This is a genomic window from Flavobacterium sp. SM2513 (assembly GCF_050908145.1).
Taxonomy (GTDB): Bacteria; Bacteroidota; Bacteroidia; order Flavobacteriales; family Flavobacteriaceae; genus Flavobacterium.
The window spans coordinates 368211-383049 of sequence record NZ_CP194228.1; the positions used below are offsets into that span (position 1 = coordinate 368211).

The window sequence follows — 14839 nt, forward strand, 5'->3', positions numbered from 1 at the left end:
ATAGTATTTTTTTATTGTCAATACATTTTAAAATAGTACCTTTATCTTTTATAAAAAAGACCGATGAATATAAAAATAACGGGGTCAGGAAGTTATATTCCCACCCAAGTTGTACCCAACACAGACTTTGCTAATCACGTTTTCCTTAACGAGGACGGAACTCTTTTCCCACATTCTAATGAAATTGTGGCAAAAAAATTCGCGGAAATTACAGGAATTAAGGAAAGAAGATACATAAATGATGATTTACTTACATCTGACATTGCTACAATTGCAGCTCAGGAAGCCATAAGTAATTCCAAGATTGACCCTGAAACATTAGATTATATCATTGTAGCACACAATTTTGGTGACGTAAAAAAAGGAGCCATTCAAGGTGACATGATACCAAGTTTAGCTTCAAAAGTGAAATATAATTTACGGATTAAAAACCCAAAGTGCGTCGCTTATGACATGCTTTTTGGATGCCCAGGCTGGTTGGAATCTTTTATTCAAGCACAAGCATTTATAAAGGCAGGAATGGCAAAAAAATGTTTGGTGATTGGTGCCGAAGCATTATCTCGCGTTGTAGACCCACATGACCGGGACTCCATGATTTATTCTGACGGAGCGGGTGCCACAATTATCGAAGCTACAGAAGAAAAAGGCGGGATTTTAGCGCACGAATCGGCTTCATTTACGTACGACGAAGCTAATTATTTGTTTTTTGGAAAATCATACAATAAGACGCACAACCCAGACATCCGTTACATTAAAATGCACGGCCGAAAAATCTATGAATTTGCTTTAATCGAAGTCCCAAAAGCAATGGCAACTTGTATAGAAAATAGCGGAGTTGAAATAGGGCAAGTCAAAAAAATTCTGATTCACCAAGCCAATGAAAAAATGGACGAAGCTATTTTGCAACGTTTTTATAAGCTTTACAAACTATCTGTCCCTGAAGGAATCATGCCCATGAGTATTCACAGGTTAGGAAATTCTAGTGTAGCTACAATTCCTACTTTATATGACTTACTCATTAAAGGAGAAATCGAAAATCAGTCGCTGAACAAAGGAGATATTGTCCTTTTTGCTTCCGTTGGTGCCGGAATGAATATCAATGCAATGGTTTATCAAATATAATTTCCGTTTTATCATCGTTTAGATTCGCTTTTACAGTAAATTTTTGTGCCTTTAAAAACCAATTCTTTGTTCTATGTACGAAAAATCATTTCCCAATAAACGATTTGATATCACGTTAGATTTTTTAAAAAAACACATTCCAACTTCTAAAACTATTTTTGATTTAGGGGTTCCAAATCCTTTTTCAAAAATAATGGAAGAAAATGGATATCAAGTTTTCAATACGAAAGGAGAAGATTTAGACAACGACCAAACAACGTTGAAAACTGAAAATTACGACGTCTTTACTGCGTTCGAAATTTTTGAACATTTACTAAATCCGTATACAGTTCTACAAAATGTAAAATGTAACAAAGTTTTGATTTCCATTCCAATGCGACTTTGGTTTCAATCGGCTTACAAAAGTAAAACGGATAAATGGGACCGGCATTACCATGAATTTGAAGACTGGCAATTGGATTGGCTTTTAGAAAAAACCGGGTTCAAAATTATCGATTCTTTACAATTTACACATCCCGTAAAGAAAATTGGCTTCCGTCCAATATTACGTTTTTTTACTCCAAGATATTATTTGGTTTATGCCGAGAGAATGAAAAGAATATAGAGAAAAGAATAAAGAAGTTAATAGTAGAACTTAGCTTCAGCAAAAGTCAATTTTAATAGACAGAAACTGCAATTTGCCCTACGGAAACTAAATTCAATCATACGGAAATTCCTTTTAGATAGACGGCAATTCAATTTTGACATACGGAAATGTAATTCTCTTATACGGAAGATTATTTCTCTTCGAAGGAAACTAATATAAGACTTGCGGAAAGTCATTTCTGCCCTACGGCAGCAAGTTTAAGGTATGCGGAAGCTCAATTTCTATATGCGGAAAGTAATTTTGATGCTACGGAAGGTCAATTTTTAAACTAAATAAAAAGTGCAATGAACTATTACATCATCATTCCTGCCTATAACGAAGCGCCATTTATTGCATTAACACTTAAATCGTTGACAGAACAAACCGTTCTACCTTCAAAAGTCGTGATTGTAAATGATAATTCAACCGATAAAACGGCGGAAATTGTTTTAGCTTTCGCCAAAGAATATCCATTTATTTCGTTGGTCAATAAAATTTCCGATGCCATTCATTTACCAGGAAGTAAGGTCATTCAAGCCTTTCAAAAAGGATTGGAATCTATCGATGAAAATTATGATTTTATAGTAAAAGCAGATGCCGATTTAATTTTTCCTCCAAATTACTTTGAAACCTTAATCCAACACTTCAATTCAGACGACCGAATAGGAATGGTTGGGGGATTTTGTTACATCGAAAAAAACGGCAACTGGATTTTAGAAAACTTAACCGATAAAGACCATATTCGTGGTGCTTTAAAAGCGTATAGAAAAGAAACTTTTAAAGAAATCGGCGGTTTAAAACCAGCGATGGGTTGGGATACTGTAGACGAATTGCTCTGTAAGTTTTACAATTGGAAGATAAAAACAGACGAAACGTTACATGTAAAACACTTAAAACCTACGGGAGTCAACTACAATAAAGCCGCTCGTTATAAACAAGGAGAAGCTTTTTATACGTTGGGTTATGGTTTTTGGATAACTTCAATTGCTTCAGCAAAATTAGCTTTACGCAAAAAGAAACCAGTCCTTTTCATTGACTACATGAATGGTTTTTGGAAAGCAAAACGTTCCAATAAAACATTATTAGTTACTGAACAACAAGCCGTTTTCATCCGAAATTACCGTTGGAAAAAAATAAAAGAGAAATTGTTTTAAATCGCTTATTATAAACAAGTTTTTCTGCTGAAAACGAAACGTTGCGTTAGGGATTGCAGCGGCATCCTTTGATGTACTGAAAGGGAATCAAAGATACAGCGGAAAGCCCGACGTTTGTCCTGATTTTTTTCAGGACAGACGGAACGCCCAAAAAAATAACTGAAATTTCATAACAGAAAGTTCGGAAGTTCTTTATAAATTAGCCCATATTTAGAGTTATGATGTTAGTTCGATATTTGTCACAAATTGGGAAATACTTCCTGATGTGGAAAGAAATTTTTAGAAAACCAACCAAGTGGAAGGTCATGAAAGGCTTGGTTATTAAGGAAATTGACGATTTAATCATTGATTCCTTAGGAATTGTTGCATTCATTTCATTTTTTGTGGGAGGCGTAGTTGCAATCCAAACGGCTTTAAACTTAAATAATCCGTTGATTCCTAAAACATTAATTGGCTTTGCAACACGTCAATCCGTTTTATTGGAATTTGCACCAACCTTTATTTCCGTTGTAATGGCTGGAAAAATGGGTTCGTTTATTACCTCAAGTATTGGAACGATGCGGGTTACTGAGCAAATTGACGCCTTAGAAGTAATGGGTGTAAATGCTGTAAATTATTTGGTTTTCCCAAAATTAATGGCGCTTTTACTCTACCCTTTTGTCATAGGAATTGCCATGTTTTTAGGAATGGCTGGCGGATGGATGGCTGGCGTTTACGGTGGATTTACAAGTAGCGACAATTTTATAGCCGGTTTGCAAAGTGACTTTCAACCTTTTCATATTGCCTATGCTTTTATAAAAACATTTTTATTTGCGTTAATTCTAGCAACTATCCCATCATTTCACGGTTTTTACATGAAAGGCGGTGCTCTCGAAGTTGGTAAAGCAAGTACTGTAGCTTTTGTTTGGACTTCGGTTACCATAATTTTAGTTAATTATATCATCACACAATTACTTTTAGCCTAATGATAGAAATTAAAAATTTAGAAAAATCGTTTGGAGACCACAAAGTTTTGAAAGGGATTTCATCTGTTTTCGAAACCGGAAAGACGAATTTAATTATTGGTCAAAGTGGTTCTGGTAAAACAGTTTTACTAAAAACGCTTTTGGGAATTCACGAACCTTCTGCTGGAACAATTCATTTTGACGGCAGAGATTATTCGAATCTTACTCGAGATGAAAAAAGAGCTTTGCGAACAGAAATCGGTATGGTTTTTCAAGGAAGTGCACTTTTTGACTCCATGACAGTGGCTGAAAATGTAGCTTTTCCATTGAAGATGTTTACTAAAAATAGTAGGGCGGAAATCAAAGAACGTGTGGATTTTGTATTAAAAAGGGTAAATTTGACTGATGCTCATCATAAGTTGCCTTCTGAAATTTCGGGTGGAATGCAGAAAAGAGTTGCCATTGCGAGAGCGATTGTAAACAAACCAAAATACTTGTTTTGCGATGAACCCAACTCCGGTTTGGACCCGAACACTTCTACACTTATCGATAATTTAATTAAAGAAATTACAGAAGAATACGACATTACGACGGTGATTAACACGCATGATATGAATTCGGTGATGGAAATTGGCGATAACATTTTATTCCTAAAAAATGGTGTGAAAGCGTGGCAAGGAAACAAGGACGAAATGTTTGTAACCGAAAATGAAGCTGTTGTTGAATTTGTATATTCTTCCAATTTATTTAAAAAAGTTCGAGAAGCTTACTTGAAAGATTTAAAGTAATTATTAGCGAATTACATAAACCCATCCCACAAATTCTTCTCCTGAGAAGGTTTCAATATGGTAGTAATATGTTGCAGCAGGTAAATTTCGTTCTTTATAATCTTGACCGTGCCACTCGTTCAGGTAGTTTTTCTTTTGAAATACAATTCTGCCGTAGCGTGAATAAATAACAATATTTTTGACATCAAATCCCGCTAAATCAAAACTATCATTGTCGCCGTCATTATTAGGCGAAATTCCTTTGGGAATCCTGCAAATCGTTCCTTTCACTTCATAAGACTTCTTAATTGAACAACCATCACTATCCGCTATAATTAACGTGTACATCCCGCCTTCTTTACCTAAAATAGAAATTGGATTTTCACTCCCTAAATAACCTGACGGTCCATTCCACGAATAAGTAAACTCATCAGAATTTATGTTTAAACCCACAGGTTCTGCCTTTAATTCGTAATCCGAATCGTCACGAACACAACTTCCTGTCACGTAAAAGTCAGGAACAGATTTTACTTCAATACTTATCTCAACTGGTTCTAATTCACAATTATTTACCGTCATATTTAGAGAATAATTTCCAGAATTTAAAGAGTTAGCGTTTTCAATAGTTGGATTTTGTAATGACGAACTAAAACCATTTGGCCCTTGCCAAAAATAGCTTGTATTTGCAACAAAATCAGTATTTAGAACAATGGTTTCACCCGCACAAATTATTGGGTTTACCGTTATTGAAATAGTATCTGGAATGGTATTGATAGTGATTTGAACTAGTGCAGAATCCATTTCGTTACAAAGTCCCGTCAGCGAATATTTAAAGTTGTAAATCCCTTGGTTAACTGATGTAGCATTCCAAGTTGAATCTGATAAGAAACCCGTATTTGACAAGTCTGTCCAAATTCCATTTGCATCGGGATTTCCATTTAAAACTGAGAATAAATCAATAATTCCGGGGCTTCCACAGTAGGACTTAGTAGTGTTTTCGCCCGCATTTAAAACATAATCGCTAACTTCAATTAAGTACTCCTGCTGTATATCAATACAGGAATTTGGCGAAGCGGTATAGTAAATTCGGACATGATACATTCCAGAATCTGCCGTGGGATTAAAATTCGGCATACTCAAACTATTTGTAGTACTTAAAATAGTTGAAGCGTCACTTCCCTTCCACCATTGGTAACTTAGAAAATAAAAATTATCCACCGATAAAGTAGCATTTTGTTGAGGACAGAGGTTTTCTTTTAAAATGGGAAAGTTCTGTGTACTTCCCACTTCGAAATCAGCAATTAAAATATTATTACAACCATCTTCTACTTGAAAAGTATATGTTGCCGCAGCCAGATTTGTAAAAAGAGGGTCTATCAAATTATTGATGAATAGTGGAACTCCATTTTTCGCAACAATTCTATATTTCAAATCACTCACTCCAACAGCGTCCACGAAAACGTCAAAACCTCCTGCATCACAAGCAAAACTAAATACCGAATTGATTTTGGGTAAGGAATAAAAATCAAATTCGTCAATAACCAGAATACAATTTACTGAAGGCCCTCCATTTCCATAAATGAAGTTTTTTCCAATAATTCTAAAATGTCCAGAACTGGCAATATTGTACTTTGTCGTATTGTTAGTAAGTGTCAATCCTTGTTCTTGGGCACCTGTTATTGGTTCGCCCCAAAAATTTCCATTGGTATAAAACTTCTGCAATTGATAGGACATTGAAATATTTGGCGTGGTTATTTGGTTCAAAAACAAATCAAATGAACCACAATTTTCAAAGACAATAACGGTTTTTACTTCCTGATAACTTTGAATCGTGGCACTCAAATTATGCGAGTTTCCACATTCATCAACAACTAAAAAACTGTAAACTCCCGAAATTAAATTATTCATGTGTAGGCCTTGAGGACTTCCGTATAGAAGGGACGAGACATCCATCGGAACAGAAAAACCAGCATTATTAGGAGCTTGAATCAATTGTGCTGAAATTATATTCACTTGACCTGCAATTTTGATTGAACCCAATCCGTTTTCGCAACCCAAACGAACAGAAATTACGGGTGGCGAAACAGTGGAAGCGGTAACAGCGAATTCAACAAAGGTTACTAATCCACATAAATCCGTTATTTCTAACTTGTAATTTCCTGGAGGATAATTATTCATGGGGTAAGTATTGTTTCCTGATGTGGGAACGCTATATGGTAAGGTAAAGATAAAAAGTGCAGGAGCTTCAATTACCAGAACATTTGAAGCATTTTTGACCGAATAATTATTATTCCCACATCCATTTGGAACCGTAGAAAAACTAGGCGTACTTAAAGGGACGGAAAGAGAACCTGAGCCATTAAAAACCGTACCACAACCATCAACAATATTTAATGTATAAGTTACGGTTTCGCCAATCGTAATAGGGATATTTTGAGCAATAGTAATGAAGTTATCGTTACCACTTGTCAAAGTTTGCGTTACTGCATTGATTTCCCCACTTGGCAAAGTAACCGTATAAACTAAATTAAGTGGATAAAAAATGACCCCGTCTCCAGCGGAAATAGTCTGATTAATGATGGCATGATCGCAATCAATAATTGTAATTGTATTGACGGGTGATATATCAATGGAACTTGGTGATTCAAACAAAGTGTAGGTCTGCACCACTCCATTTCCGCAGTTATCGTAAACACGAACGAGGTAAATTCCAGCAGACAAGCCTGTAAAAATGTTAGACTGTTGCAATGGTTTTAATATCGGACCCGAAATAATTTCATAATTTGCTGCTTGACCCTGAGTGACTAAAACAGTTATTTCTCCATTGTTAATGCAAACCGCATTTTGTCCCTGCAATTGATACTCCAGCGAAACGACTTGGTCTAAAATACTAACCGATTGTTGTTGGGAATTGGTTTGTCCAGATAAATTTTGCGCAGCTACAATTAAATAATTACCTGAATTTAAACCTGTATAACTGTTTTGCGTGGTAACTGTTATGGGGTTGACGCTATTGGGTAATAAATAAATTGAATAAGTAATGACCGAACCTGGCGCGGTATTTTGAACTGAAAAAGCCAATGTTCCATTGGACTCACAAGTTTCATTAGTCTTGATAACAGAAAAAGTAAAGTCTGGTAGTTGAGCTAGGGATACAGAACAAAATAGAATAAAAAATAAAATGCATATTTTATTAAAAATCTCTCGTTTTATGATTTGCTGCATTGCTATCTAATTTGATGTACAAACAATCTTCTAATTTACGCTTTTTACCTTTTCAATCAATGTTTTTATTTCTTGTTCCTTTGATTTTGGATAAATCAATAAAACATCTTCGTGGTCAACGATAATATAATCACTCAAGCCATCCACAATAATTATTTTTTTAGCGTCACTACGAATGATATTATTAGAAGCATTTTCTAAAATTACTTTAGAGTTTACAATTGCGTTTTCCTGCGAATCTTTAGGTAGTTTTTCGTGAAGCGAACCCCATGTTCCTAAATCGTTCCAATCAAAACGAGCTGGTAAAACAAATACATTATCAGCGTCTTCCATCACTGCAAAATCAATCGAAATGTTTTCGGCTAACGCGTAATTTTGAGCTATAAATTCATTTTCAGCATCCGTATTGTAGGTTGGAATTCCCTCTGAAAATAAAGCTAATAATTGCGGTTGAAAACTCTCAAAAGCCTTTAAAACGGATTGAATACTCCAAATAAAAATTCCACCGTTCCATAGGAAATTCCCACTATCTAAAAACTTTTTTGCAGTTTCGTAATTCGGTTTTTCTCTAAATTGTTTTACTTTTTTAATTTGATTAGTATCTTCTTTGTCAAATTCAATATAACCAAAACCAGTATTCGGAAAAGTAGGTTGAATACCTAACGTCATCAAAGCATCTTCTTTTTCACAGAAATCAAAAGCAATTTGCAAATCTTCCCTAAAAACTTTTTCATCCTCAATCCAGTGATCACTTGGAGCGACTACCACAACTGCATTTGGGTTCAACTTTTGAATTTTCAACGTCGCGTATAAAATACAGGGTGCGGTATTTCGCATCGCAGGTTCAAGCAAAATTTGATTAGGATGTACCATCGGTAATTGTTCTAAAACCAAATCATTGTATGCTTCATTGGTCAAAATCAAAATGTTTTCAGTAGGAGTCAATTTTGATAATCTTGCGAATGTTTTTTGAATTAAGGTTTCTCCACAACCCAGCATATCGTGAAATTGCTTCGGAAATTCGGCTGTACTAACTGGCCAAAATCGCGAACCAACGCCTCCTGCCATAATTATTGCATAATAATTACTGTTCATTGTAAAATTTTAAAATTATACTCTCTAATTTTTTGAGTTTTTATATTCTTATAAAACAAATATAGGTATTCTTTGCTTTATTTCTAGGTTTTCAACAACTCTACTTCCGCATTTGGATTGAAAAGAAAAACACGTCCTGAACTCACCTCCGTACATTCGTATCGCTTGATTCGAAGTTTTCCTTTTTTGAAAATTTTTCCGTTGTGAATTCTAAAAATACTTCCAACAGGAATGTCAAAAACAAAGTTTTTATCGTTCGGTTGATCAAAATATTTGAGTGCCAAAGCCAATCGAGCATCTGTATCGCTACTTGCCGTCGGATTTTTAAAATGACGAGCCAAAAGCGGCAACAGTTGTTGCGGAAAGATCTCAGGACGAATAAAGGAAATCATTAAGCGTTGAAAACTATACTTCCATTCGTGACCATGCGGTTTTATACTTCTGCCAAATTTCTCAAAAGCAACCAAATGAGCAATTTCATGCACCAACGTAATCAGAAACTTGTATTGATTTAAGTTAGAATTAACCGTGATTTCGTGTTTACCCGAAAGTGCTCGACGGTAATCTCCATGACGTGTAACGCGTTCGTTTACAATTTTTAAGTGGACTTGATTTTCAACAATCAACTCAAAAATGGGTTTTACAGCGTGTTCGGGAATATATTTTGCTAAGGTTTCATTCATTCATTAAACTTTTTATGGCGTAGAACTCGAAACCTGCAATACTTTTCCATTAAAAAACTTATTTCCAGTCAACGAAAAATCCTTAATATAATCTGCCATTTCTGAAGCAGATAATGGTGCTTGATAACCGGGAAAAGCTTCTGCCAACATTTCTGTTTGAACCGAACCTAATGCCAAAACATTAAACGATATGCCTCGTTCTTTATATTCTTCAGACAGTAATTCTGCCAATGTAATCACAGCTCCTTTACTTGAACTATAAGCCGAAAGTCCAGCAAATTTCATACTTCCCTGAATTCCTCCCATGGAGCTGATTGTTACTACGTGACTTCCTTTCTTCAAATACGGAAGGGCAATTTGCGTCAATGAAACGATACCGAAAACATTCACTTCATAAATTTTTCTAAAATCTTCCACTGTAGTTTCTGCAAAAGGTTTTAACGCAATCGCTCCAGCATTGTGAATGACTACATCGACTTGTTTCCAAGTTGAAGTTAAAAAGTTTGCGATATTTTTCAACTCCACTTCATTCGACAAATCAACTGATAAGCAGGTTACAGTTTCATGCTTTGCCAGGGTAGAACACACTTTTCGCGAAATTGCGAGAACATTATGACCTTCATTTGCAAATTTCAACGCCAGTTCATTTCCAATACCTCGACTCGTTCCGGTAATAATAATATTTTTCATTTGTAAAATTTTATGTTTTTTGGAGCACCACATCAGGCACTTTTTAATCCATTGTCCCGCTATCCGTTCCTATTCCCGCCCGAAAAAAGGCGGCAATACCACTACTATCGGGGCTATTCTAAAATCTTCGGTATTCATTTTGTCTTTTCGATTTTCTTTCTTGAGACGACTTCCTATGTTCAATATTTTATTTCAACTTAATTTCCTTCGATTTTGAATTTGTCATTTTTTCAACAACGGGTAAAATATCTTGAATAAAATTCGTCATGTGTGGAATATCCATCACTTCAAATTCATCTTTAACATGGTGGTAATAATCAAAATTGGTAAAATCAAATGTACAAACGGTTTGACTTGGTACATTAAATTCTTGGTAAAACGGATAATTATCAGAACGTAAAAATAACTGGTATTGAAATTCCATCGGTAAATACCCAACTAATTTTGTACCAGAATATTCGTTAATTTTCGCAGCCATATTTGACTTACTAAAACCTGTAATGTAAGCCGTATAATCAGCTGTCATTGGAACACCAATCATTTCAAAATTCAACATAGTATACAAATTGAAATTTGATTTTTTTAATTTATCAGCCAAATGAAATGAACCTAGCAAACCAGTTTCTTCCGCAGTAAAAAAGGCGATTAAAACACTTCGTTTATTTGTTTTATGTGTTCCAAAATACTTTGCCAATTCTGCTACAGCCGTAACTCCCGAAGCATCGTCATTTGCACCGTTATTGATAAAATCGCCATCAATACCTTCTTTTGCAATTCCGATATGGTCGTAATGAGCACCTAAAATAATGAACTCCTCTTTTAAAATTGGGTCATTTCCTTCAATTACACCCACAATATTGAAAGTAGTTCCTTTGAAATTTGTCAACGTATCGCGATACGTTTTAAAATAGGGCTTTACATTATATTCTTTCAATCGTTCGATTAAGTAATCCGCAGCCTTATTGATTCCTGCAGTTCCGGCTTCGCGACCTTGCATTTCATTTGAAGAAAGTGTTTTTAAAGTTTCATTTACACTCGATTCATCCACTTTATAGGTAAAAATTGCATCGCTGTTTTTGGATACATCCGAAACTAAAGCCGATTTACAAGCTACTAAGATAAAAACAATTAAAAAGTAAAAATACCTCATATTATTAAAATTTGTAGGCTAAAATAAACAAAAAATCCCGCAAAAAAGCGGGATTTGTATAGTAAAAATCACTTAGTCACTTATGCAAGCATCGTAACTGGATTTTCCATGTATTGTTTTAAGGTTTGCAAGAATTGAGCACCTGTAGCACCGTCAACCGTTCTGTGGTCACAAGCTAAAGTTAGCATCATTGTGTTTCCTACAACGATTTGTCCATTTTTTACAACTGGTTTTTCAACAATTGCTCCAACAGATAAAATCGCAGAATTCGGTTGATTGATAATCGATGTAAATTCAACAATTCCAAACATTCCTAAATTAGAAACCGTAAACGTACTTCCTTCCATTTCTGCAGGTTGTAATTTTTTGTTTTTAGCTCTTCCCGCTAAATCTTTTACGCTTCCGCCAATTTGAGTCAATGACATCAAATCAGTAAATTTAAGAACAGGAACTACTAATCCGTCTTCCACAGCTACAGCAACCCCAATATTTACATGGTGATTAATAATAGTTGCTTCGTCTTTCCATTGTGAATTTACTTTTGGATGTTTTTTCAACGCCATCGCTGAAGCTTTAATCACTAAATCATTGAACGAAACTTTCGTGTCTGGTATAGAATTAATCACACTTCTTGAATCCATTGCAGCATCCATTGTTACTTCAATTTTCAAGTAATAATGAGGAGCCGTGAATTTAGATTCAGACAAACGTTTTGCAATGATTTTACGCATTTGCGAATTTTTCACTTCCTCTACCGAAACTTCTCCTGAAGGAGTTGCTATTCTTGGAGCAGATGCTTGGGTTTGAGTTGGTGCAGACGTTGCTGGAGTGGATTCTACTTTTGCTTCCTCCTGTTTTGCAGGAGTAAATTGTTCCACATCGCTTTTCACAATACGACCATTTTCACCTGAACCTTTTACATTGTTCAAATTAATTCCTTTCTCTTCAGCAATTTTTTTAGCTAAAGGCGAAGCAAAAATTCGACCATTAGATGATTTATTTTCAGAAACGGTTTCTGCTGATTCCGTTTTTTCTTGTTTTGCTTCAACAGATTTATCTTCTTTTGAATCTTCAGTTGGTTTTGAACCTCCGTTTGACACACCTTCTGCTATTCCAGAAACATCTGTTCCTTCAGGCCCGATGATTGCTAAAAGACTATCAACAGGAGCGGTTTCGCCTTCTTGAATACCAATAAACAATAAAGTTCCTGCATTAAAAGATTCAAATTCCATTGTTGCTTTATCAGTTTCAATTTCAGCTAAAATATCGCCTTCACTTATTTTATCACCTACTTTTTTCAACCATGTTGCCACAGTTCCATCCGTCATCGTATCACTTAAACGAGGCATTGTAACCACAACAACTCCTTTAGGCAAATCAGTTGATTTTGATTCGTCTCCAGATTTTTCTTCTGCTTTTTTTTCAGACTCTGAAGAAGCCTCTTTATCTTCCGATTTAGTTTCTGATGAAGGTTTCTCTTTTAATAATTCTGAAATATCTTCACCTTCTTCACCGATAATTGCTAATAATGAGTCCACATTTGCAGTTTCCCCTTCTTGAATTCCAATATGCAATAAAGTCCCTGAATTGAATGATTCAAATTCCATTGTTGCTTTATCAGTTTCAATTTCAGCTAAAATATCGCCTTCATTTATTTTGTCGCCCACTTTTTTAAGCCAAGTTGCCACAGTTCCTTCTGTCATTGTATCGCTTAAGCGAGGCATGTTTACTACTGTTGCCATATTGATTATAATTTATGAGGGATGAACGGATAATTTTCTTGTTCGTAAACTACATCGTACAATTGCTGTACTTCTGGGAAATCCGATTCTTCCGCAAATGTAACACACTCTTCAACTAATTCTTTTACACGTGCATCAATAGCTTCAATTTCTGCTTCAGTAGCATAATTTTCTTCTTTAATAATGTCTAGAACTTGTGTAATCGGGTCAATTTTCTTGTATTCCTCCACTTCGTCTTTTGTACGATACAATTGAGCATCAGACATGGAGTGACCTCTGTAACGGTAGGTTTTCATTTCTAAAAATGTTGGTCCGTCACCTCTTCTTGCTCTACTAATTGCTTCATCCATTGCTTCAGCAACTTTCACCGGATTCATTCCATCTACAGGTCCACAAGGCATTTCATATCCTAAACCAAGTTTCCAAATATCCGTGTGATTTGCAGAACGCTCTACCGAAGTACCCATTGCGTAACCGTTGTTTTCAACAATAAAAACAACTGGTAGTTTCCACAACATTGCCATATTGAATGCTTCGTGTAATGAACCTTGACGAGCCGCACCATCACCAAAATAAGTTAAGGTAACACCGCCTGTTTCAAAATATTTATCAGCAAAAGCAATTCCGGCACCAACAGGAATTTGAGCTCCTACGATTCCGTGACCACCATAAAATCCTTTATCTTTTGAAAATATGTGCATAGAACCACCCATACCTTTGGATGTTCCTGTTACTTTTCCTAACAATTCAGCCATAACGGCTCTTGGATCAACACCCATACCTATAGGCTGAACGTGATTCCTATAAGCAGTTATCATTTTATCATTCCCTAAGTCCATAGCATGTAAAGCACCTGCTAAAACCGCTTCTTGACCATTATATAAGTGAAGAAATCCTCTGACTTTTTGCTGAATGTAAAGTGCCGCTAATTTATCCTCAAATTTTCTCCAAAGCAGCATGTCTTCATACCATTTTAAATAAACTTCTTTTGTGATTTCTTTCATTTGAATTTAACTTTTGCTTATTAATGCTGTAATTTTTTTCAACTACTTCGTAATAGTTTCCTCACACTTATTTGTCTCGAAGTATTTTGCACGCAAAAATAAGACATTCCTACTAAGAAGTAAAATTAAAACTAGCCTTTTTACTTTTTTTTACAAGAACTTCTTATCAAACATGAATGGCAATAAGTTTCTTAAGGATTCTGACTGATAAATAGCTCCACTTTCGCCCATGAAAAAAATCTCTATCGGTGATTCTTGTTTGATTTCATACTCAGCTATCGATTGTCTGCAAGAACCACAAGGAGGAATTGGTTCGAGAACTGGTTTTTCATCACCTGTTGCCGAAATTGCCATCTTTAGTATTTTAGCATCAGGATATAAACTTCCCGCTTGAAAAATTGCTACACGTTCTGCACAAAGTCCGGAGGGATAAGCGGCATTTTCTTGATTAGAACCTAAAACAATTTTTCCATTGTCAAGCAAAATCGCACATCCTACTCTAAATTTCGAGTATGGAGCATATGCATTTTTTCGAATAGCAACAGCTTGTGCCATCAAGGACTGCACTTCCTGTGGTAAGTCACTTTCACCTTCAAAAACTGAGAAAGTGGTATTTATTGTGATTTTTTTCATAGCAA

At 35.4% G+C, this 14839-nt stretch carries 13 protein-coding genes; 5 read left to right on the plus strand and 8 right to left on the minus strand.

The window, feature by feature from the left end; all coding sequences use genetic code 11:
- The first annotated feature begins 63 nt into the window (after positions 1-63).
- The 5 genes from ACQ5J2_RS01410 (at position 64) to ACQ5J2_RS01430 (ending at position 4633) form a co-directional block, all read left to right on the plus strand.
- Complete coding sequence (locus ACQ5J2_RS01410; protein WP_432671907.1) at positions 64-1122, plus strand: 3-oxoacyl-ACP synthase III family protein; 1059 nt, start codon at positions 64-66, stop codon at positions 1120-1122.
- A gap of 73 nt (positions 1123-1195) precedes the next feature.
- Positions 1196-1726, plus strand: coding sequence for a methyltransferase (locus ACQ5J2_RS01415; RefSeq protein WP_432671908.1), 531 nt, complete (start codon positions 1196-1198; stop codon positions 1724-1726).
- Between the two features lie 326 nt (positions 1727-2052).
- A complete protein-coding gene (locus ACQ5J2_RS01420) occupies positions 2053-2901 on the plus strand; it encodes a glycosyltransferase (protein WP_432671909.1) in 849 nt (282 codons plus the stop codon).
- 218 nt (positions 2902-3119) lie between these two features.
- On the plus strand, positions 3120-3866 hold the full coding sequence (locus ACQ5J2_RS01425) for an MlaE family ABC transporter permease (RefSeq protein ID WP_432671910.1): 747 nt from the start codon (positions 3120-3122) through the stop codon (positions 3864-3866).
- Positions 3866-4633 carry an ABC transporter ATP-binding protein gene (locus ACQ5J2_RS01430; protein ID WP_432671911.1) on the plus strand — a complete coding sequence of 256 codons (768 nt, stop codon included), beginning with the start codon at positions 3866-3868 and terminating at the stop codon, positions 4631-4633. The genes ACQ5J2_RS01425 and ACQ5J2_RS01430 overlap by 1 nt, the downstream gene beginning before the upstream one ends.
- A gap of 3 nt (positions 4634-4636) precedes the next feature.
- Here the strand turns inward: ACQ5J2_RS01430 and ACQ5J2_RS01435 are convergent, their stop codons facing one another.
- The 8 genes from ACQ5J2_RS01435 to ACQ5J2_RS01470 form a co-directional block, all read right to left on the minus strand.
- Positions 4637-7837, minus strand: a complete 3201-nt coding sequence (locus ACQ5J2_RS01435; RefSeq protein ID WP_432671912.1) for a gliding motility-associated C-terminal domain-containing protein — start codon at positions 7835-7837, stop codon at positions 4637-4639.
- Between the two features lie 30 nt (positions 7838-7867).
- Positions 7868-8932, minus strand: a complete 1065-nt coding sequence (locus ACQ5J2_RS01440) for a mannose-1-phosphate guanylyltransferase (RefSeq protein ID WP_432671913.1) — start codon at positions 8930-8932, stop codon at positions 7868-7870.
- Between the two features lie 83 nt (positions 8933-9015).
- On the minus strand, positions 9016-9615 hold the full coding sequence (locus tag ACQ5J2_RS01445; protein WP_432671914.1) for a SprT-like domain-containing protein: 600 nt from the start codon (positions 9613-9615) through the stop codon (positions 9016-9018).
- A 12-nt stretch (positions 9616-9627) separates the two neighbouring features.
- Positions 9628-10305, minus strand: a complete 678-nt coding sequence (locus tag ACQ5J2_RS01450) for an SDR family NAD(P)-dependent oxidoreductase (RefSeq protein ID WP_432671915.1) — start codon at positions 10303-10305, stop codon at positions 9628-9630.
- Between the two features lie 187 nt (positions 10306-10492).
- Positions 10493-11455 carry a M28 family peptidase gene (locus ACQ5J2_RS01455; protein ID WP_432671916.1) on the minus strand — a complete coding sequence of 321 codons (963 nt, stop codon included), beginning with the start codon at positions 11453-11455 and terminating at the stop codon, positions 10493-10495.
- A gap of 80 nt (positions 11456-11535) precedes the next feature.
- On the minus strand, positions 11536-13197 hold the full coding sequence (locus ACQ5J2_RS01460; protein ID WP_432671917.1) for a pyruvate dehydrogenase complex dihydrolipoamide acetyltransferase: 1662 nt from the start codon (positions 13195-13197) through the stop codon (positions 11536-11538).
- A 5-nt stretch (positions 13198-13202) separates the two neighbouring features.
- Complete coding sequence (pdhA, locus tag ACQ5J2_RS01465; protein ID WP_432671918.1) at positions 13203-14201, minus strand: pyruvate dehydrogenase (acetyl-transferring) E1 component subunit alpha; 999 nt, start codon at positions 14199-14201, stop codon at positions 13203-13205.
- Between the two features lie 150 nt (positions 14202-14351).
- Positions 14352-14834: a cytidine deaminase gene (locus ACQ5J2_RS01470; RefSeq protein WP_432671919.1), complete on the minus strand. Its 483-nt coding sequence runs from the start codon at positions 14832-14834 to the stop codon at positions 14352-14354.
- Positions 14835-14839: the final 5 nt, after the last annotated feature.